The sequence below is a fragment of the Burkholderia sp. CpTa8-5 genome (genome assembly GCF_017815045.1).
GTDB lineage: Bacteria > Pseudomonadota > Gammaproteobacteria > Burkholderiales > Burkholderiaceae > Burkholderia > Burkholderia sola.
In genome coordinates, this window is the sequence record NZ_JAGIQD010000003.1 from 84,425 (window position 1) to 103,629 (window position 19,205).

Annotated in this window: 22 protein-coding genes; 10 read left to right on the forward strand and 12 right to left on the reverse strand. The window is 67.7% G+C overall.

Annotation, left to right across the window (positions count from 1 at the left end):
* Window positions 1-39 precede the first annotated feature (39 nt).
* The 5 genes from J8I35_RS06580 to J8I35_RS06600 are packed head-to-tail and all read left to right on the forward strand — an operon-like array spanning window position 40 to window position 6,027.
* Entirely contained in the window at window positions 40-1,560 is a 1,521-nt protein-coding gene (locus tag J8I35_RS06580; RefSeq protein ID WP_209924811.1) for a sugar ABC transporter ATP-binding protein, read from the forward strand.
* The gene (locus J8I35_RS06585) at window positions 1,547-2,560 is read left to right on the forward strand and encodes an ABC transporter permease (RefSeq protein ID WP_034175227.1); all 1,014 of its coding nucleotides are present in this window, start codon (window positions 1,547-1,549) and stop codon (window positions 2,558-2,560) included. Before J8I35_RS06580 ends, J8I35_RS06585 begins: the two co-directional genes overlap by 14 nt.
* 46 nt (window positions 2,561-2,606) lie before the next feature.
* Window positions 2,607-3,695, forward strand: coding sequence for an alcohol dehydrogenase catalytic domain-containing protein (locus J8I35_RS06590; RefSeq protein ID WP_050015079.1), 1,089 nt, complete (start codon window positions 2,607-2,609; stop codon window positions 3,693-3,695).
* Between the two features lie 29 nt (window positions 3,696-3,724).
* Window positions 3,725-5,272, forward strand: a complete 1,548-nt coding sequence (locus J8I35_RS06595; RefSeq protein ID WP_209924812.1) for an FGGY-family carbohydrate kinase — start codon at window positions 3,725-3,727, stop codon at window positions 5,270-5,272.
* The gene (locus J8I35_RS06600; RefSeq protein ID WP_209924813.1) at window positions 5,269-6,027 is read left to right on the forward strand and encodes an SDR family oxidoreductase; all 759 of its coding nucleotides are present in this window, start codon (window positions 5,269-5,271) and stop codon (window positions 6,025-6,027) included. Before J8I35_RS06595 ends, J8I35_RS06600 begins: the two co-directional genes overlap by 4 nt.
* A 50-nt stretch (window positions 6,028-6,077) precedes the next feature.
* On the opposite strand, the gene J8I35_RS06605 is transcribed toward J8I35_RS06600, so the two are convergent.
* From J8I35_RS06605 to J8I35_RS06640, 8 genes are all read right to left on the reverse strand, one after another.
* Window positions 6,078-6,218 (reverse strand): hypothetical protein, encoded by a 141-nt coding sequence (locus J8I35_RS06605; RefSeq protein ID WP_012339712.1) that lies wholly within the window; start codon window positions 6,216-6,218, stop codon window positions 6,078-6,080.
* A 172-nt stretch (window positions 6,219-6,390) separates the two neighbouring features.
* Entirely contained in the window at window positions 6,391-6,975 is a 585-nt protein-coding gene (locus J8I35_RS06610) for a nucleotidyltransferase family protein (protein ID WP_089489535.1), read from the reverse strand.
* 102 nt (window positions 6,976-7,077) lie between these two features.
* Window positions 7,078-7,320 carry a M15 family metallopeptidase gene (locus J8I35_RS34550; RefSeq protein ID WP_175976379.1) on the reverse strand — a complete coding sequence of 81 codons (243 nt, stop codon included), beginning with the start codon at window positions 7,318-7,320 and terminating at the stop codon, window positions 7,078-7,080.
* A 108-nt stretch (window positions 7,321-7,428) separates the two neighbouring features.
* Window positions 7,429-7,824, reverse strand: a complete 396-nt coding sequence (locus tag J8I35_RS06620) for a type II toxin-antitoxin system VapC family toxin (protein ID WP_089489765.1) — start codon at window positions 7,822-7,824, stop codon at window positions 7,429-7,431.
* Complete coding sequence (locus J8I35_RS06625) at window positions 7,821-8,060, reverse strand: type II toxin-antitoxin system Phd/YefM family antitoxin (RefSeq protein ID WP_021158157.1); 240 nt, start codon at window positions 8,058-8,060, stop codon at window positions 7,821-7,823. The genes J8I35_RS06620 and J8I35_RS06625 overlap by 4 nt, the downstream gene beginning before the upstream one ends.
* A gap of 85 nt (window positions 8,061-8,145) precedes the next feature.
* The gene (locus J8I35_RS06630; RefSeq protein WP_209924814.1) at window positions 8,146-8,829 is read right to left on the reverse strand and encodes a Fe2+-dependent dioxygenase; all 684 of its coding nucleotides are present in this window, start codon (window positions 8,827-8,829) and stop codon (window positions 8,146-8,148) included.
* Window positions 8,826-9,581, reverse strand: a complete 756-nt coding sequence (locus J8I35_RS06635) for a tetratricopeptide repeat protein (protein WP_209924815.1) — start codon at window positions 9,579-9,581, stop codon at window positions 8,826-8,828. The genes J8I35_RS06630 and J8I35_RS06635 overlap by 4 nt, the downstream gene beginning before the upstream one ends.
* Before the next feature lie 3 nt (window positions 9,582-9,584).
* A complete protein-coding gene (locus J8I35_RS06640) occupies window positions 9,585-11,828 on the reverse strand; it encodes a TonB-dependent siderophore receptor (protein ID WP_209924816.1) in 2,244 nt (747 codons plus the stop codon).
* A gap of 321 nt (window positions 11,829-12,149) precedes the next feature.
* Here J8I35_RS06640 and J8I35_RS06645 point away from each other — a divergent pair, with 321 nt between their 5' ends.
* Entirely contained in the window at window positions 12,150-12,389 is a 240-nt protein-coding gene (locus J8I35_RS06645) for an Arc family DNA-binding protein (protein WP_060733370.1), read from the forward strand.
* Window positions 12,386-12,805 (forward strand): type II toxin-antitoxin system VapC family toxin, encoded by a 420-nt coding sequence (locus J8I35_RS06650; RefSeq protein ID WP_124593029.1) that lies wholly within the window; start codon window positions 12,386-12,388, stop codon window positions 12,803-12,805. The genes J8I35_RS06645 and J8I35_RS06650 overlap by 4 nt, the downstream gene beginning before the upstream one ends.
* Before the next feature lie 139 nt (window positions 12,806-12,944).
* Here the strand turns inward: J8I35_RS06650 and J8I35_RS06655 are convergent, their stop codons facing one another.
* Window positions 12,945-14,240 carry an aspartate carbamoyltransferase gene (locus J8I35_RS06655; protein WP_209924817.1) on the reverse strand — a complete coding sequence of 432 codons (1,296 nt, stop codon included), beginning with the start codon at window positions 14,238-14,240 and terminating at the stop codon, window positions 12,945-12,947.
* Window positions 14,241-14,454: 214 nt separating this feature from the next.
* Between J8I35_RS06655 and J8I35_RS06660 the strand changes: the two genes are divergently transcribed.
* The gene (locus J8I35_RS06660) at window positions 14,455-14,589 is read left to right on the forward strand and encodes an entericidin A/B family lipoprotein (protein ID WP_209924818.1); all 135 of its coding nucleotides are present in this window, start codon (window positions 14,455-14,457) and stop codon (window positions 14,587-14,589) included.
* A gap of 94 nt (window positions 14,590-14,683) precedes the next feature.
* On the opposite strand, the gene J8I35_RS06665 is transcribed toward J8I35_RS06660, so the two are convergent.
* The 3 genes from J8I35_RS06665 to J8I35_RS06675 all read right to left on the reverse strand — a co-directional run bounded on the left by J8I35_RS06665 (window position 14,684) and on the right by J8I35_RS06675 (window position 17,344).
* Window positions 14,684-15,232: a hypothetical protein gene (locus J8I35_RS06665; protein WP_050017419.1), complete on the reverse strand. Its 549-nt coding sequence runs from the start codon at window positions 15,230-15,232 to the stop codon at window positions 14,684-14,686.
* Window positions 15,233-15,433: 201 nt separating this feature from the next.
* The gene (locus tag J8I35_RS06670) at window positions 15,434-16,366 is read right to left on the reverse strand and encodes a DMT family transporter (RefSeq protein ID WP_050017420.1); all 933 of its coding nucleotides are present in this window, start codon (window positions 16,364-16,366) and stop codon (window positions 15,434-15,436) included.
* 183 nt (window positions 16,367-16,549) lie between these two features.
* A complete protein-coding gene (locus tag J8I35_RS06675) occupies window positions 16,550-17,344 on the reverse strand; it encodes an AraC family transcriptional regulator (RefSeq protein WP_209924819.1) in 795 nt (264 codons plus the stop codon).
* Between the two features lie 170 nt (window positions 17,345-17,514).
* Between J8I35_RS06675 and J8I35_RS06680 the strand changes: the two genes are divergently transcribed.
* Both J8I35_RS06680 and J8I35_RS06685 read left to right on the forward strand, forming a co-directional pair.
* The gene (locus J8I35_RS06680; protein ID WP_209924942.1) at window positions 17,515-18,348 is read left to right on the forward strand and encodes a molybdenum cofactor biosynthesis F family protein; all 834 of its coding nucleotides are present in this window, start codon (window positions 17,515-17,517) and stop codon (window positions 18,346-18,348) included.
* A complete protein-coding gene (locus J8I35_RS06685) occupies window positions 18,345-19,154 on the forward strand; it encodes an SDR family oxidoreductase (RefSeq protein ID WP_124638455.1) in 810 nt (269 codons plus the stop codon). Before J8I35_RS06680 ends, J8I35_RS06685 begins: the two co-directional genes overlap by 4 nt.
* Window positions 19,155-19,205: the final 51 nt, after the last annotated feature.

Genomic DNA, 19,205 nt, shown 5'->3' on the forward strand with positions numbered 1-19,205 from the left:
GGCGGCGGCGCGGCCGACGCCCTTCGCACGGAGAAGCCGATGGACACGATACTCAGGCTCAGCCACATCACGAAAAGCTTTCCCGGCGTGAAGGCGCTGTCCGACATTCATCTGGAGATCGCGCGCGGCGAGATCCATGCGCTGCTCGGCGAGAACGGCGCGGGCAAGTCGACGCTGATGAAGATCCTGTGCGGCATCCACCAGCCGGATGCCGGCACGATCGAGATCGACGGCGCCGCGCGCCATTTCGCGGACTATCACGACGCGGTCGCGGCCGGCGTCGGCATCGTGTTCCAGGAGTTCAGCCTGATTCCGTACCTCGATGCCGTCGACAACCTGTTCCTCGGCCGCGAGCTGCGCAACCGCTGGGGCGCGCGCGACCGCAAGCGGATGCGCGCCGCGGCGGCGAGCATCTTCGCGCGGCTCGGCGTGGCGATCGATCTCGATGCGCCGATCCGCACGCTGTCGGTCGCGCAGCAGCAGTTCGTCGAGATCGGCAAGGCGCTGTCGCTCGACGCGCGCATCCTGATCCTCGACGAACCGACCGCGACGCTCACGCCGGCCGAGGCCGAGCACCTGTTCGCGATCATGCGCGAGCTGAAGCGGCAGGGCGTCGCGATGATCTTCATCTCGCATCACCTCGACGAGATCTTCGCGGTGTGCGACCGGATCACGGTGCTGCGCGACGGCCAGTACGTCGCGACGACCGAGGTCGCGCACACCGACGTCGAGCAACTGGTGCGCATGATGGTCGGCCGCCGGATCGAGAGCAGCTTTCCGCCGAAGCCGGTCTTGCCGGCCGACGCGCCGGCCGTGCTCGAAGTCGATGCGCTGCAGATCGAGCGCGACGGCCCGGTGAACCGCTTTGCGTTGCGTGAAGGCGAGATCCTGGGTTTCGCGGGCCTGGTCGGCTCGGGCCGTACGGAAACCGCGCTCGCGGTGATCGGCGCGACGCGTGCGCATCGCAAGGCACTGCGCGTGCGCGGCGCGGCGGCGAAGCTCGCCGATCCGGCCGACGCACTGCGTGCGGGCATCGGCATCCTGCCGGAAAGCCGCAAGACGGAAGGGCTCGTCACGTCGTTCTCGATTCGCGACAACATCTCGCTGAACAACCTCGGCAAGTACCGGTCGATGCGCTGGCTGATCGACCGGCGCGGCGAGGCGCGCACCACGCACGACGTGATGCGGCGCGTCGGCGTGAAGGCGCCGTCGATCCACACCGAGGTCGCGACGCTGTCCGGCGGCAACCAGCAGAAGGTCGTGATCGCGCGCTGGCTGAACCATCACACGTCGGTGCTGATCTTCGACGAGCCGACGCGCGGCATCGACGTCGGCGCGAAAGCCGAAATCTACGGGCTGATGCGCGAACTCACCGCGCGCGGCTACGCCATCATCATGATCTCGTCCGAATTGCCGGAAATCGTCGGCATGTGCGATCGTGTCGCCGTGTTCCGGCAGGGCCGCATCGAAGCGACGCTCGCCGGCGACGAGATCGATCCCGACACGGTCATGACCTATGCCACGACCGGCACGCGAGGAGCGACCCATGAACCTGCCTGATTCTTCTTCCACGCGTTCGACGACGCTCGCGGCCACCGCCGGAAACGGCGATGCGCCGCCGCCCCGCGCGATGTGGGCGCAGCTACGCCGCTCGACGCTGTTCTATCCGCTCGTCGGCCTGATCGTCGTATGCATCGCGATGATGATCGCGAGCCCGAGCTTCCTGTCGGCCGCGAACCTCGAGAACGTGCTGCGCCAGGTGTCGATCAACGCGATCATCGCGGTCGGCATGACCTGCGTGATCCTGACGGGCGGGATCGACCTGTCGGTCGGCTCGGTGATGGCGCTGTCGGGCACGCTCGCGGCCGGGCTGATGGTCGCGGGCGTCAACGCGGTCGCCGCGCTCGCGATCGGCATCGCGGTCGGGCTCGGCTTCGGCTTCCTGAACGGCGTGTTCGTCGCGTTCGCGGGGATGCCGCCGATCATCGTCACGCTTGCGACGATGGGCATCGCGCGCGGCCTCGCGCTGATCTATACGGGCGGCTATCCGATCGACGGGCTGCCCGACTGGGTCGCGTTCTTCGGCAGCGGCAAGGTGCTCGGCATCCAGGCGCCGGTGCTGATCATGCTGGTGGTCTATGCGATCGCATGGCTGCTGCTCGACCGGATGCCGTTCGGCCGCTACGTGTACGCGATCGGCGGCAACGAGCAGGCGACGCGGCTCACCGGCGTGCGGGTCGCACGCGTGAAGCTGATCGTCTACACGCTGGCCGGGCTCACGTCGGCGCTCGCCGCGATCGTGCTGACCGGGCGCTTGATGAGCGGGCAGCCGAACGCGGGCGTGGGCTTCGAGCTCGACGCGATCGCGGCCGTCGTGATGGGCGGCACGTCGATCTCCGGCGGGCGCGGCGCGATCCTCGGCACGCTGGTCGGCGCGCTGCTGCTCGGCGTGCTCAACAACGGGCTGAACATGATCGGCGTGAACCCGTACGTGCAGAACGTGATCAAGGGCGGAATCATTCTGCTCGCGATCTACATCAGCCGCGAGCGATCGCGGTAACGCTTGATTCATCCGCCATCCGAATCATTCAGGAAAGAGACAACTCATGACGACACCCGAAGCCCAGCCGCGCATGACCGCGGTCGTCTGCCACGGCCCCGAGGACTATCGCGTCGAACAGGTCGCGATGCCGCGCGCCGGTACGAACGAGCTCGTGATCCGCATCGCCGCGTGCGGGATTTGCGCGAGCGACTGCAAGTGCTACACCGGCGCCAAGATGTTCTGGGGCGGACCGAGCCCGTGGGTGAAGGCGCCGGTGATTCCCGGCCATGAATTCTTCGGCTATGTCGAGGCGCTCGGCGACGGCGCGGCCGAGCATTTCGGCGTCGCGTTGGGCGACCGCGTGATCGCCGAGCAGATCGTGCCGTGCGGCAAGTGCCGCTATTGCAAGTCGGGCCAGTACTGGATGTGCGAGGTGCACAACATCTTCGGCTTCCAGCGCGAGGTCGCCGACGGCGGGATGGCCGAGTACATGCGCATTCCGCCGACCGCGATCGTCCACAAGATTCCGCTTGGCGTATCGCTCGAGGATGCGGCGATCATCGAGCCGCTGTCTTGCGCGATTCATACGGTGAACCGCGGCGACGTCCAGCTCGACGACGTCGTCGTGATCGCCGGCGCGGGCCCACTCGGGCTGATGATGACGCAGGTCGCGCACCTGAAGACGCCGAAGAAGCTCGTCGTGATCGACCTGATCGACGAACGGCTCGAACTCGCGCGCCAGTACGGCGCCGACGTGACGATCAACCCGCAGCGCGACGACGCGCGCGAGATCGTCCGCGCGCTGACCGACGGCTACGGCTGCGACGTGTACATCGAGACGACCGGCGCGCCGGTCGGCGTGAACCAGGGGCTCGACCTGATCCGCAAGCTCGGCCGCTTCGTCGAATTCAGCGTGTTCGGCGAGGACGCGACCGTCGACTGGTCGATCATCGGGGACCGCAAGGAACTCGACGTACGCGGCGCGCACCTCGGGCCCTACTGCTATCCGGTCGCGATCGACCTGCTCGCGCGCGGGCTCGTCACATCGAAGGGCATCGTCACGCACGGTTTCGCGCTCGAGGACTGGGACGACGCGATCCGCGTCGCGAAATCGCCCGAATCGATCAAGGTGCTGCTGAAGCCGGCCCGCTGACGGCCGGCGTGCGCCTCACCGGAGACATCATGGAATACGTGATAGGCGTCGACATCGGCACGCAGAGCACCAAGGCGCTGCTGGTCGACCGGCACGGCACGATCGTCGCGCGGCGCTCGGCCGGCTACCAGCCCGATACGCCGCGCCCGCTGTGGGCCGAGCAGTGGCCGCAGGTGTGGTTCGACGCGGTGCGCGACTGCATCGCCGGCTGCGTGAGCGATGCGCGCGCGCAGGGCGTGCCGGCCGATGCGATCCGGGCGGTGTGCGTGAGCAGCCTGTACGGCGGCTCGGGCATCCCGGTCGACATCGACATGCGGCCGCTGCATCCGTGCCTGATCTGGATGGACCGGCGCGCGACCGCGGAAGTCGACTGGGTCAACGCACACGTGAACGTCGAGCGGCTGCGCGTGATCACCGGCAACGGCGTCGACAGTTACTACGGCTTCACCAAGATGCTGTGGCTGCGCGACCGGCGGCCGGACGTGTGGGCGAACGTGCGCTATTTCCTGCCGCCGAACGCGTACGTGATCTATCTGCTGACCGGCGAAGTCGCGGTCGATCACAGTTCGGCCGGCAATATCGGCGGCGTGTACGACGTCGCGCGCCGCGAGTGGTCCGACGATGCGCTCGACATGCTCGGCATTCCGGCGACGATGATGCCGGAACGGCTGGTCGATTCGACGGACGTCGTCGGCGGGTTGCTGTCGCAATGGACCGCGCCACTCGGGCTGCCGGCCGGCACGCCCGTCGTCGCGGGCGGCGTCGATGCGGCGGTCGCGACCTTCGCGGCCGGCGCGACGCGTACCGGGCAGCACGTCGCGATGATCGGCACCAGCATGTGCTGGGGCTACGTGAACCGGCACGTCGATGCGCGGCACGGCCTCGTCAGCATGCCGCACGTGTTCGACGGGCAGCGCGACCTGTACGTGTTCGGCGGCGCGATTACGGCTGGCGCGTCGGTCGCGTGGTTTCGCGACCAGTTCTGTCACGCGGAAATCGATGCGGCGCGGCTGCTGCCGCACGGCGATCCGCACGTGCTGCTCGAGGAGGCGGCCGAGCGCGTGCCGGCCGGCGCGGACGGCGTGCTGTTCCTGCCGTATCTGATGGGCGAGCGCAGCCCGGTGTGGGATGCGAAGGCGAGCGGCGCGTTCGTCGGGCTGAGTCTTGCGCACACGCGTGCGCATCTTTATCGTGCGGTGCTCGAAGGTGTCGCGTTCGCGTTGCGTCACAACATCGAGGCCGGCCGCCGTGGCGCGGTGGCGCTGGACGATCGACTGATCGTCGTCGGCGGGGCCGCGCATTCGGCGCTGTGGATGCAGATCATCGCGGACGTGACGGGTTTTCCGGTGTGGACGATCGAGCAGGACGTCGAAGCCGCGATGGGCGCCGCGTTGCTGGCGGGTGTGGGTGTGGGGCTGGTGTCGCGCGATGACGCGCAGGGCGGCTGGGTCACGCTCGTCGAGCGCGCGCGGCCCGATGCCGAGCGCGCGAAAACGTATGACGCGCGTTTTGCGCTCTACACGGCGCTGTATCCGGCGCTCAAGCCGATCATGCACAAGCTGGGCACGTCATCATGAACACACGATTCGATTTCAGCGGGTCAACGGTGCTCGTCACGGGCGCATCGAGCGGCATCGGCCGCGCGTGCGCGATCGCGCTGGCGCACGCAGGCGCGCGCGTCGTCGCTGCAGCGCGAGACATGGCCGCGCTCGACGCGCTCGCCGGCGAGATTGCGTGCGATACGTTGCGCATGGATGTCGGCGGCGACCAACACGCGATCGATGCCGCGCTCGATGCGTACGATGCATTCGACGGCCTCGTCAATTGCGCGGGAATCGCGTCGCTCGAACCGGCGCTCGATGTCGACGCCGCGCATTTCGATCGCGTGATGGCCGTCAACGCGCGCGGCGCGGCGCTCGTCGCGCGGGCGGTGGCGCGCAAGATGATCGAGCGCGACGGACGCGGCGCGGCGAACGCACGGGGCAGCATCGTCAACGTGTCGAGTCAGGCGGCGCTCGTCGGCCTGCCCGCGCATCTGAGCTATTGCGCGTCGAAGGCGGCGATGGACGCGGTCACGCGCGTGCTGTGCATCGAACTCGGGCCGTACGGCATTCGTGTGAACAGCGTGAACCCGACCGTCACGCTCACGCCGATGGCGCAGTTCGCGTGGAGCGAACCGGAGAAGCGCGCGCCGATGCTGGCCGCGATTCCGCTCGGCCGGTTCGCGCAGCCGAACGAAGTCGTCGAGCCGATCCTGTTTTTGCTGAGCGACGCGGCGTCGATGATCAGCGGTGTGTCGTTGCCGATCGACGGCGGGTATACCGCACGCTAGACCGCGTCACGGCAGTCGCGGGTCGAGTGCGCGGCGCGGCCGGCGCGCGGCTAGACCGGATCCTTGCTCGGCGGACCGTCCGGCTGCTGCGGGTTGTCGTGATGGCCGGGCGGCGACGAGAACGGATCGTCTTCCGGATCGCGGTTCGGGTCGGCCGGTGGTTCGGGCGTCGGGGTCGTGTGGTCGCTCATGGAGAACTCGTGCAGTGCGTGACGGTGGTGGCGCGGCGGACGTGCCTCGTCTTCGTTATAGCCAATCGGTCGCGCGTTTGCAGCGGGATTCTTGCGATGGCTTGTCGATCGTCGGAGAAATCCGCCTATTGGCAGGGTTCGTGCGGGAACGTGCGGGCCCGCGCAATCAATGTCAGCGCAAATCCGCCGGTGTATCGACGTCGCGCAGGATGCCGGGATCGTCGACGTCGAGCAGGGCCACCGGCGCGCTGGCGAACAGTGCGCGAGCGCCCGCGTCGCCGTCGAGAGTGGCGAGCGCCTCGAAGTGGTGCGCGGCGAAACCGACCGGATGGCCGCGCACGCCGCGATGCGCGGGTGCGACGATCGACGCGCCGTCGGCGTCGAGCGCGCGTGTGACCGTTTCGTAAGTGGAAGCCGCGATCCACGGCATGTCGCCGAGCGCGACGAGCCAGCCGCTCGCATCGGGCGCGGTGCGGACGCCGGCCGCGAGGCTCGCGCCCATGCCGCGCAACGCGTCGGGGGCATAGACGACCTGACAGCCGGCTTCGTTCAGCAGGATCGCGAGCTTTTCGGCGCCGGGGCGCACCACGGCGATCACGTCGGCGGTGGCCGCCGCGAGACGGCGGGCGGCGGCGACCGCCACCGGTGTGCCGTCGGGAAGCCGGGCGAGCAGCTTGCTGTGCAGGCCGCTCGGGTCGAAGCGTTGACCAAGGCCGCCGGCGAGCAGGACGCCGGTCGCGAGTGACGCATAGGACATCGGCGCGCGGAGAGTGAGACAGGTGTTGCGATTGTGCGGGAGCACACGGGGATCGGCAAGTGAGGATGTTACCGAGTCACCTGTGTCGGATCGGGAAAACCGTCATCGCGATGCTTCGTCGAGCATGCTTTCGTCGACAGGACCGTAAATTGCGTGCGATTCGTTCTGCATGACGGCCCAATAGCGATCGCCGAACGACCAGTGCCACCATTCGGACGGGTAATTCGTGAAGCCGGCGCGGGACAGCGCGTCGATCAGGATCTTGCGGTTCGCTGCGGCCGGGCGGCTGATGAACGGGTTGTGCGTGTAGCACGAGCAAGTGGCGCGACGACGGTTGCGGGCCACGAGCCGATATTGAATGAAGCGGTCGTGGTCGTTTTGGTCAGACGAATCGCCGATATGCCAGAGTCTGGCGGAAGAGGCGCCGCCGTTCGACCCACGGGCGCGCGACGCTTACCAGAGCGTCTTGACGTGCGCGTACGCGCGGATTTTTTCGTCGCGGGTGACGAGCGGCGCGCCGAGCCGCCGCGCGGTCGCGACGATCATGCGATCGGCCGGATCCTTGTGGAACGTGCCGGGCAGGTCGGTGGATTTCGCGGCGATGTCGGCATCGACCGGCACGAACCGCATGCCGTCGATTTGCGCGACGGTGGCGAGCCACGCGTCGACATCCATTGTCAGGGCGAGGCGGTCGTTGCGCACCAGCATCGCGATTTCCCACGCGGAGATGGCCGATGCGACGAGCGTGCCTTCGCCCCGTGCGCGATCGATCGCGCTTCGCGCTTTCTTGCTGAGCGCAGGGTCGCCCGCCACCCACCACACCAATGCATGCGTATCCAGCACGATCACCGCGACGCCTCCCAATCATCTTCCGCAATCGGATCGAGAGGATTGTCGTAGCGCATGACCGAACCGCGCAATATGTCCAACGGCTGAGCTTCGCGCGAGCGATACGGGCGGATCTCGAGCGTCGGTTTGCCGTGGTCGGTGACGATCAGGCTTTCGCCCGACGCCTCGACGAGCCGGAAGTATTCGAGTGCGCGAGCCTTGAATTCGGATTTCGATACGGGAGCGTGCGGCATCATGATTTGAGCATGGTCATATGACGATGGTCATTTTAGACCCGCGTTTCGACGCCGCGCAAGCGCGGTGGAGCGTGCCCGGCCCACGCTATGCATCCGCCCACTTCCTCAACAGGTTGTGATAAATCCCCGTCAGCGAAATGACCACCGGGTCCTTCGCGCCTTTTTCCGCGGAAAGCGCCTGAATTTGCGTATCGAGCTGAAACAGCAGCGTGCGATCGCCATCGTCGCGCACCATGCTCTGAATCCAGAAGAACGATGCCACACGTTCACCGCGCGTCACCGGCGTCACATGATGCAAGCTCGACGCCGGATACAGCACGAGGTCGCCTGCCGGCAGCTTCGCGCGATGCACGCCGTACGTGTCCTCGACGCATAGTTCGCCGCCGTCGTATGCGTGGGGTTCCTCGAGGAACAGCGTCGCGGACAGGTCGCTGCGCACGCGGAAATCCGTGCCGCGCAGCAGCCGGATCGCGTTGTCGACGTGCGTGCCGAACGTCTCGCCGCCTGCATAGCGATTGAACAGCGGGGGAAACACCTTCAGCGGCAGCGCCGCCGAAAAGAACAGCGGATGGTGGGCGAGCGCATCCTGGATTGCGTCGCCGACGGTACGCGCGACCGGCGAACCTTCCGGCAATTGCCGATTGCGTTTCGCGAGCGCCGATTGCGCGCCGGAGGTTGCGTTGCCATCGACCCATTCGGCGGCATCGAGCAGGTCGCGGCATTGCGCGACTTGCGCTTGGGTCAGTACGCCGGGGATATGAAGCATCATGATGCGGTTTCCATTGCGTGCGGCGCCAGCTGCATGGCCGCCGAACGAAAAGCGTCGAGCGGCGACGACACGAGATACGCACGCATCTTCGCGATGAACGCGGGTGTCGCGGTGGCCGGCACGCGCGCGAGCCAGGCGAGCGCTTTGTCGACGCGCCCGCGTTCGGCGAGCAGCCGCGCATAGTTGAACTGGCCACGAAAATCGCCGGCGTCGGCCGCACGGCGATAGTGGTCGAACGCGACGTCGATATCGACCGATACGACCCAGCCGTCCTCGTAGAAGCCGCCGATCAGGTTGATCGATTTCGCGTGACCGAGCGCGGCCGCGCGGCGGAACCAGTCGAGCGCGTCGGCGCGGTTCTCGTCGACGCCGTTGCCGAGGGCAAGTGCGGTTGCGTAGTTGTACATGCCCCAGTCGAGGCCTGCCTGCGCGGCGAGCCGATACCAGTACACGGCGACCGGCGCGCACGCGGCCGTGCCCCAGCCGAACTCGTAGCAGCGCCCGAGCATGTTCATCGCCATCGGGTGGCCGGCCCGCGCCGCGTGCCGGAACCAGTTGAACGCGGCCGCCGGATCGCGCGCGACGCCGTGCCCGTCGAGCAGGTATTGTCCGTACACGGCCTGCGCGTCGACGATACCGTGGTCGGCCGCGGCCGCGACCCACGCGGCGGCGCGCTCGGGCGGCCCGGCCAGGATGTCGGCGAACTCGCGCGGCGATACCGACGCGAGCGCCTTCAGCGATACGGCCTCCATCGATCAGTAGCGCGCGTTCAGCGTGACGAACGCCGAGCGGCCCGGCGCGATCGACGCATAGTGCGCCGGATACGCCTGATCGAAGTACGTGCGGTTGAACAGGTTGTTCACGTTCAGTTGCAGGTCGAGCTTCTTGTTGATCCGGTACTGCGCCATCGCGTCGAAGCGCCAGTACGACGGCACCGCGCGCAGGTTCGCGGGATCGCCGAACACTTCCGACATGTAGAACGCGCCGCCGCCGACCGTGAACTTCGGCGTGACGTCGTAGTTCGACCACATCGTGAGGCTGTGCTTCGGCGTGTTCGGGAAGCGGTTGCCGTTGTTCGCGGCGTCCTTGCCGTTGTCGCGCAACGCGCTCTTCATGTACGTGTAGCCGCCGAACACCTGCCATTGCTTCGTGATCTGGCCGGCGAGGCCGAGCTCGAGGCCCTGCACGCGCTTGTTGCCGACCATCGCGTACTGGTTGTTCGGCAGCGTCACGCGCGCGTTCGTCGTATCGATCTGGAACAACGCGGCCGTCAGCGACAGCTGGTCGTTCAGCACGTTCCATTTCGTGCCGAGTTCGATGCTGCGGTTCTTCTCCGGCGCCATCTGGTCGGCGTTCGGGCCGACGCCGCCGCGGCCCGGCGTCAGCGACTGCGTTTCGCTGCCTTCGCCGAGCAGCATGCCGGCCGGCGTCGACGACGTCGCATACGACGCGTAGATGCTGCCGTTCCGTGCGGGCTTGAACACGAGGCCGGCCTGCCAGTTGAAGAGGGTATCGTCGCGCGTGTAGGTCTTGCCGCCGTTGGCCTTGGTGTCGGTGAAGCGGGTCGAGTAGTCGTCGACGCGCACGCCGGCGTTCACCTGCCAGCGCGGCGTGAGCTCGATCGTGTCGAAGCCGTAGATCGACTTCGTCGTGGTGCGCGCATGCGCATAGTCGTTGTTGCGCGTGATCGAACCGGCCCACGGATCGTTCGGGTTCGGCGACCACAGGCTCGTGCAGTTGTAGCCCGACGGCGCACCGATGCCTTTCTGGCAGATCGTGCCCTTGTCGGTTGCCACCGTGTACGAATCGCGCTTGCCCCATTCGCGGGACAGCTCGATGCCGGTCGTGAAGCTGTGCTTGAACGGGCCCGTGCGGAATTCGCCGAACAGCTCGGTCAGGTTCGCGAGGCTGTTGATCGAGCTGTCGCGGTTGTTGTTGCGGCGCCAGACCTTGCCGTTCACCACGTTGCCCTGGCTGTCGTCCGGCTGCGTCCAGATGTAGTCCTGCGTCGATTCCGTGTAGCGCGTGGTGTTGCGCACCGTCAGGTTCGGCGTGATGTCGTGCTCGATCTTGATCGTGCTGATGTCCGACGTGGTCTTGCGGAAGTCGCGGTCGATCAGGCCGTAGAAATTGTGGCGATCGACGGGCGCCGGATAGATCGTGCCGACGTTCGCGGGCTTGTTCGACGTCGTGTAGAAGTACGGGATCCCGCCGTCGGGCATGTCGTCGGTCGACAGGTGGTAGTAGCTCGCGGTCACGCGCGTCGGCGTGCCGAGGCCGAACGCGATCGACGGCGCGACGCCCCAGCGCTCGTTGTTGACGGCGTCGCGGCCGGCGACGTCGTTGTTGTGACTCATCAGGTTCAGGCGGAACGCGGCGTGATCGGCGAACTGCCAGTTGCCGTCGGCGGTGAAGCGGCGATAGCGGTCGGTGCCCAGGCCCGCGCTCGCGGCGGCCGTCGTGCCGAGATGCGGGGCCTTCGTGATCAGGTTGATGCTGCCGCCGGCACCGCCGCGGCCGCCGTACGCGCCGTCGGAGCCTTTCGTGATCTCGACGCGCTCGGTGTTGAAGATCTCGCGCGTGGTGGCGCCCGTGTCGCGCATGCCGTCGACGAACATGCTGCCCTGCGTGTCGTAGCCGCGGATGAACGGACGGTCGCCGAGCGGGTTGCCGCCTTCGCCGGCGCCGAACGTGATGCCGGGCACCGTGCGCAGCGCTTCGGTCAGCGTCGCCGCGCCGCTGCTCTGGATCAGTTCCTGCGGGATCACGGTGACGGATTTCGGCGTGTCGACGAGCGGCGCGGTGAATTTCGCGGAAGCGGAAAAGTCGGCCTTGAAGCTGTGCTCGGTCTTGCCCTGGATCTCGATCGGTGCGAGGTGGCCCTCGGTGCTGACGGGCGCCGCGGGCGGCGTGCCGTCGGCGAACGCGGGGCTCGCGGCGAGCACGCTGCACAGGGTGGTGAATTTACCGAGCTTCAGCTCGTCGGGACGGGACTTCATGGTGCGCTTCGACCTCGCGGTGTGGCCCCGGGGCGGTGCGTTGCGGAAACGTGCATGCCGCCGGGAATTATTACGATTTGTTTTCAGGCGGCATTCTATGTAATTTCTTGTTGAATGAGAAGCGTTCTTGTTCGCGTTTGTGCGGGGATTGTTGACGAATGTTGCAGAGGGCTTGTCGGGGATTGCGGGGCGGGAGGATGGCCGAACGGCCGAATGGGAGAGGCGTGGCGGGCGGCTTACAGTGGCCGAATCTTCTTTCGGCTCAAATGACTGCAAGGTGTTAGTATGACTGCATTGCAAGCAAATGTAGTGAGGCGCATCATGCCCATGATCACCGTTCGAAATTTGCCCGACGAAGTGCATCGCGCGCTTCGAATCCGGGCTGCGCAACATGGCCGCAGTACCGAGGCCGAGGTGCGAGACATCCTCGAGCAAGCCGTTCGACCGGGAGGGCGGCTGAGACTGGGAACATTGCTCGCTGAAATCGGGCGAGAGGCTGGCGGCATCGATTTCGAAGTTCAGCGTGATAAGACGCCAACCGATCCCATGAGCTTCGAATGATCCTGGTCGATACCAACGTCATTTCCGAGCCGCTGCGGCGCGAGCCGAGCGCAGCCGTGATCGAATGGCTCGACGCGCAGAACGTCGACACGTTGTTTGTAGCCGCAATCAGTCTGGCGGAGATTCGGTTCGGCGTGGCCGTGTTGCCGGTGGGGCGCAGGCGGGACTGGCTCGAGCAAAGCATCGAGCAGCGCGTCGTGCCGTTGTTTCGCGGCCGGATCCTGCCGTTCGACGATGCGGCCAGCAAGGCGTATGCGAGCCTTCGCGCCAAGGCGCGTGGTACGGGCAACGCGATGGCGTCTGCCGATGGCCTCATCGCGGCAACCGCCGCCGCGAACGGTTTGATCGTGGCCACGCGCGACGTCGCGCCGTTCGAGGCAGCGGGCTTGCGTGTGATCGATCCCTGGGCCAGCTGACGCCGGCTCGCCCGCCGTCACGTTACCGGCGTCGAAAATGACAACGCGCCGTGCAAGCCGGCGCGTTGGGTGCGTGCCGGCTGCGCGCGGCACTTGAACCGGGGCAATCTCGGTTCAGCCGCGCGACACCGGCTGCAGATCAGTCGATTCCGTGAAACACCGCATCCTCCGGGCCGAGGTACGCTGGCGGACGCCACGTCGCATCGCGCATCGAGTGCTGGACGAGATTCTCGACACCCAGCAGCACCGCGAAGATCGCCATTCGCACCGGAATGCCGTTGTCGGTCTGCCGGAAGATCGCGAGACGCGGGTCGCGGTTCAGGTCGACCGACAGGTCGTTTGCGCCCGGCCGGCTATCGCGCGGCAGCGGGTGCATGATCAGCGTGTCGGGCTTGCATACCGAATCGACGAGCGCCTGGTTGATCTGGAAATCCGGCGTATAGCCTTCGAACGACTCGTCGGTGAAGCGCTCTTTCTGAATCCGCGTCGCGTAGACGACATCCGCGCCGCGCAGCCCGGCCGCGAGGTCGTTCGTTTGCTCGACCACATGGCCGTTCGTCGAAATCTGGTCGACGATGTACGCCGGCATCTCGAGCGTCGGCGGCGATACGAGCGTGAACTTCAGCCCGCGGTACAGCGCGAGCAGCTTGACGAGCGAGTGCACGGTGCGGCCGTATTTCAGGTCGCCGACCAGCGCGATGTGCGCGCCGTCGACGATCTTGCCGAGCCGCGAGAATTCGCGCTGGATCGTATACAGGTCGAGCAGTGCCTGGCTCGGGTGCTCGCCGGGGCCGTCGCCGCCGTTGATCACCGGCAGGTTGGTCGCGCGTGCGAATTCGGCCACCGAGCCTTTGTCCGGATGGCGGATCACGAGCGCGTCGACGTAGCCGGCCATCACGCGGCTCGTGTCGTAGATCGATTCGCCCTTGGCCATCGACGAGAACGTGAAGCCCGTCGTGTCGCACACCGAGCCGCCGAGCCGGCAGAAGGCCGCGCCGAACGACACGCGCGTGCGCGTGCTGGCCTCGAAGAACAGGTTGCCGAGCACCGCGCCTTCGAGCACGCGCGAAATCTTGTGGCGTCGCGCGATCGGCTGCATGACGTCGGCCACGCGGAACAGCGCCTCGACCGAATCCCGCGAGAACTGCTCGACCGAGATCAATTGCGGCTTGCCTTCGAACAGGAACTGCTTCGCGAGCCCTTGTTTATCTACGCTTTGCGTATAGCTCTCGCCGTCCGGCGCTGGGCGTTCGACGATTTCCGACACGAAGCGCTCGACGATCTCGGGCATCCCGCGCGATTCCTGCGAATCGTCCGGCAGCAGCCAGGTATCCAGCGCGCGCCGGCTGACGCCGATGCGATTCGCGAATGCCTCGCGGGTCATGTTGAGGCGGCGCATCGCGTCGCGGAGGAAGGCTTGCTGGGGAACGGTCATCGGCGGCTCCTGGGCGGGAAATATACGCGGTGCGTATATTAGTTCCTCGCGCAATGAAGTCAAGAAAAATCTGTGCGCACGCGCGGCCGGGCCGTACTGGCGCGCGGCGCGGCTCTCCGTATAATCAGGTCAGGCCCCGTGTCCGGCAGCCTGCCGGGCGCCACGCCACACACGATTCGCCCGGTCGGGCTTGTTGATTCCAAGGAGAATGAGAATGACGCGTACGATTGCTGCAATGCTGCTGGTGCTGACCGCCGCGCTCGCCGGTTGCAATACGGTCGCCGGCGTGGGCCAGGATATTTCGAGGGGCGGCCAGGCGATCAGCGATTCGGCTGAAAAGGCCAAGTAAGCCGACCGGTTCAGGCATGCAGAAGGCGCCGGGCCTTCCCGCGATGGCGGGGCGGCCCGGCGCCTTTTTCGTGCGCGGATCGATGCCGGCGGCGTCAGGCGTGTTCCACGAACGCGTAACGGCCTTCGACCTTGCGCGGCGTGAACCAGCCGTAGTCGGGGAACAACCGGTTGCGGACGAACCACACGTAACCGACCAGCACGACCGTGATCGCGAGGCTCGGCAGCGCGGCCGCCGGATCGCGCCCGAGGTCGGCGACGGTCTTCGGCATCTGCAGCAGCGACAGCAGGATGAACGCGTGATACGCGCCGACACGTTGGGTCGCAAAGCCCCAGATGAACAGCAGCGATAGCGGCACGGTCAACGCGAGGAATACGGTGACGAGGACGGTGCCGGCGCCGGATGCGAAGAAGTAGTACGCAAGCATCAGGCTGATGACCAGTTGGGCGATGCCGAGCGCGATCAGGATCCGGACGTGCACCTTGTTCTTGCGGCAGCGTTCGGGGTCCGGGCGCGACGCGATCAGGTGCGCGAGCACGCGATCCTTGAGCCCCTGTCCGGACAGTTCGGCCAGCGCGTCGGCCTTCCTCGTTCCTGCGGACAGCAGCACCGCGATGCTCGTTTTGGCTTCCTTCCTGTTCATTGCTTGGCGGATTGTTGTTCGAGGGTGGTCAAAGGGGCCGGCCACGCGAATATTGCATCTCGCGCAGCCGTGCGCAACGGTTTTGCGGAGCGCGGACACATTCCTACAGTCGCCGGCTGCATCGTGGCGAAGGCGGGGAGCGGCAGGCGATGCGACGGCAGGGCGCCGCCGCCGTTTCCGCCGGGACGCGATGAGCGCGAGTCAGTCGATGGCGGTTCGCGCAGCGATCGTCGTGCGTGATTCGGCGGGCGGCTCGCGCCGTCGCGTCGCGCCGACCAGCATGCCGGCGACGACGAGCGCGATGCCGGCGACACGCGTGCCGGTCAGCGCTTCGCCGAACAGCGCGACCGCGAACAGCACGGCCGAAACCGGCGCGACCGCGGTGAACAGGGCGGCCTCGGTGCCGCTCGTGCGCGCCGAACCCGCATACCAGCACAGGTAGCCGAGCACGGTCGGGATCAGCGCGTAGTACGCGATCGCCGACACGGCGCCGACGGTCCAGCCGCTCGCCACCGCGCGCCATTCGAACGCGGCCGGCACGAGTGCGAGCACGAAGCCGAGGCCCGACATCGCGGTGGAAAGCGCAAGCGGCGGCAACGGCGCGGCAAGCCGCCGGTTGAGCAGGATGAAAACCGCTTCGCATGCGACGGCCGCCAGTACCAGCGCATCGCCGGCAAGCGTCTGCAGCGATGGCATCGCATGGCCCGGCGCGAACGTGACGAACAGCACACCGGCGGTGGCGAGCGCGGCGGCCAGCCAGTCGCGCGGCGTCTGCCGCTCGTGCAGCACGACGGCCGCGATCAACGTCGACATGGCCGGCAGCGTGCCGAGCATCACGCCCGCATCGAGCGGCGACGACAGCTTCGTCCCGCTGATCAGCAGCACCGTATAGCCGACGCCGCCCGCCGCCGCCTGGATGACGAGCAGCACGGCGTCGCGTGCGCAAATGCGCGGCCAGCGCATGCGCTGCGCGCGCATCAGCGCGAACAGCAGCGGGGTCGCGATCAGGAAGCGCAGCGCGGTGGCCGCGAATGGCGACAGGCCGCCGGCCGCGAGACGGCTCGCGATGACGGTGCTGCCGACGCCCGCCATCGCGGCGGCGAGATAGAGATAACCAATCAGTCGTGTCTTCATGCGCCGCATCGTCGCGTACCGGGCACGGGGCGTCTTGAACGAAATTGCAGCAGAGGGAGGCGTTGAATACGGTGCGCCGTCGACATGTCCGGACGCAATGGGGCGCGGCCGCCGTCGAGGTGGCAACCGTATTTCGAATGAAGTGCGCCCGGCGGCCTCGCGCGGCGCGGGCGACAGCGCGACTTAACCCGCCTGCGTGAACCGCCCCGGCGTGATCCCGAACTGGCGCGCGAACGCGCGCGTCAGGTGGCTCTGATCGGCGAAGCCGGCTTCAGCCGCGGCATCGGCGATCGGCAAACCGCTGGCCAGCAACGCGCGCGCGCGCCGCGTGCGCGACTGAACCAGATAGGCATGCGGCGTGATGCCGAGCTCGCGCGCGAAGCCGCGCAGCAACTGGAAGCGGCTGACGCCGCTCAGGTCGGCCAGCTCGGCGAGCGACACGGGTGCGGCCGGCGCCGCGTCGAGCCGCTCGCGGGCGACGCGGACCGCCGGTGCGACGCCGGCCGCCGGCAGCGTGCGGTTTGCGTGCCGGGCAAGCAAACCGGCGACGAGCATCACGAGCGCTTCGTCGCGGGCCAGCGGCTGGGTTTCGCCTGCGACGATGCGTGCATGCAGCCGGCCGACGGCGGCCGCGAGGCGCGCGTCGCGCACGGCCGGATGCGCGAGCTCGACGCCGCCGACGCCTTCTTCCGCCGCGACGCCCGCGACCAGCGCGGGCGCGAGGTACAGCATCCGCCAGCGCCGGCCGGTGCCGGCCTCGAGCGGCGAACCGTCGTGCATCTCGCCCGGGTTGACCATGATCGTGTCGCCGGCCTGCGCGTCGACCTGCCCGCGGCCGCTCCACGACCGGTGCGCACCGCTGACGATCACGCCGACCCCGAATTCGTCGTGCGCGTGGCGCGGAAATGCGCGATCGGATTCGAGGCTGATCGTCTCGATGCCTTCGCCGGTGCGTCGGTAGTGGGTGACACGGTGCATGTGCGCTCCTCGCGCCGGTGGCGGCGCGGATCACGTGCACTTTAGCGCGTTCCGGCGCCGCGCGCCCTTCATCCGTTTGGCGGATACCGCGCGGCGCGCGCAGCCCGCACCATGTGCACATGAGCAGCGTACACGGCCCGCCGGGCCTGAAGCTGCGCGGGAGAGGGCAGGTGGAACGACAGGATCCGGTATTCATTCAGGTGGGTGCGCTCGCGGACGGCTTCGCGCCGGACGCGAACGTCCTCGCCCCCGTCGACGCACTCGTCGGGCGGACGCTGACGCTCGACGACGCATCGGGCGCGTGGCGTATCTATACGTTCGAGCCGGGCGCGCTGCAGTGGCGCGATGCGGCGACCGGTACGAGCGGCCGCGCGGCGTGCCGCGTGACGCGGCTGCGCGACGGGCTGTACTTCGTCGACTACATCGATGCGACCGCTCGGGCGACGTCGGTGAGCCTCGTGATCGATCTCGACACCGGTGTGTGGACGGCGGTCGTCGGTACGCTGCCGACGGAAGCGGACACGCGCATCGATGCATTCACGCGCGTCGCGCACGGGCTGCCGCTGACGGCCGTCGATGCGCAATTCCGACACGGTACGCTGGGCGGCCACGCCCGGCCGGGGCCGCTGCATGCGCCCACGCGCGAGTTGATCGGCAAGCGGACGATGTACCGCTACAGCCCGACCGAATGCTACGAGCACATCTACCTGAACGAGAATTTCTACGCGTGGCAGTGCCTGCAGGGCGTCGAAGGCGGGCTGGCCGATGTCGACCGCTGTCATTACTTCAGGATTGCAGACGAGCTTTACTTGTTCGTGTGGCGTGAGAATGTGGTGCCGACGCTCGGCGTCGTGCTGATCGACTTCGCGCAGCGCAAGACCGACGGCAAGATCTTCGGCTATCAGGGCAGCGATTTCGGCACGTTGTCGAATTTCCAGATCGGCGCATACGCGCAGGTGCTGAACGAAACCGTGCATCCGCTCGGCGACGAGGCGCGGCGATGACTGCCGTGCTCGGCAGCGGCCGCTTGCGTGCGGATTTCAGCGGTCGCGTCGTGCTCGTCACGGGCGCCGCGCAAGGGATCGGCGCGGCGATCGCGCGCCGTTTCGCGGAATCCGATGCGTTCGTCGCGGTCGCCGACCTGAACGGCGATGCGGCCGCCGCGCAGGCCGACGCGCTGGCCGGCGCGGGCGGCGACGCACGCGCGTACCGGGTCGATGCCGCGAGCCGGGCCGAACTGGATGCGCTCGTCGCCGCAGTCGAGCGCGACGGCGGCCGGCTCGATGTCGTCATCCACAATGCCGCGTATTTTCCGTTGACGCCATTCGCGCAGATCGACGAGCCGACGCTCGAGCGGACGCTGTCGGTCAACCTGTCGGCGCTGTTCTGGCTTGCGCAGGCCGCGTTGCCGGCATTCGAGCGCGCGGGGGCCGGGCGGCTGCTCGTCACGTCGTCGGTGACGGGGCCGCGCGTCGCGTATCCGGGGCTCGCGCATTACGCGGCGTCGAAGGCCGGCGTGAACGGCTTCATTCGGGCGGCGGCGCTGGAGCTCGCGCGCCGCAACGTGACGGTCAACGGCGTCGAACCGGGGATGATCCGCACGCCGGCGGCCGGCAATCTCGGCGACGCGTCGGTCGCGGCGCAGATCGCGCGCGGCATTCCGCTGGCACGGATGGGCGAGCCGGAGGATATCGCGAACGCGATGCTGTTTCTCGCGTCGGCCGACGCGGCGTACATCACCGGGCAGACGATCGTCGTCGACGGTGGCGCGACGTTGCCGGAGAGCGGGGCGGTGCTGGGAGACGGGTAGCGGTGAGCTAGCGAGGCCGGCCGTGGCGGCGGCCGCGGGCCGTGCGGGCAT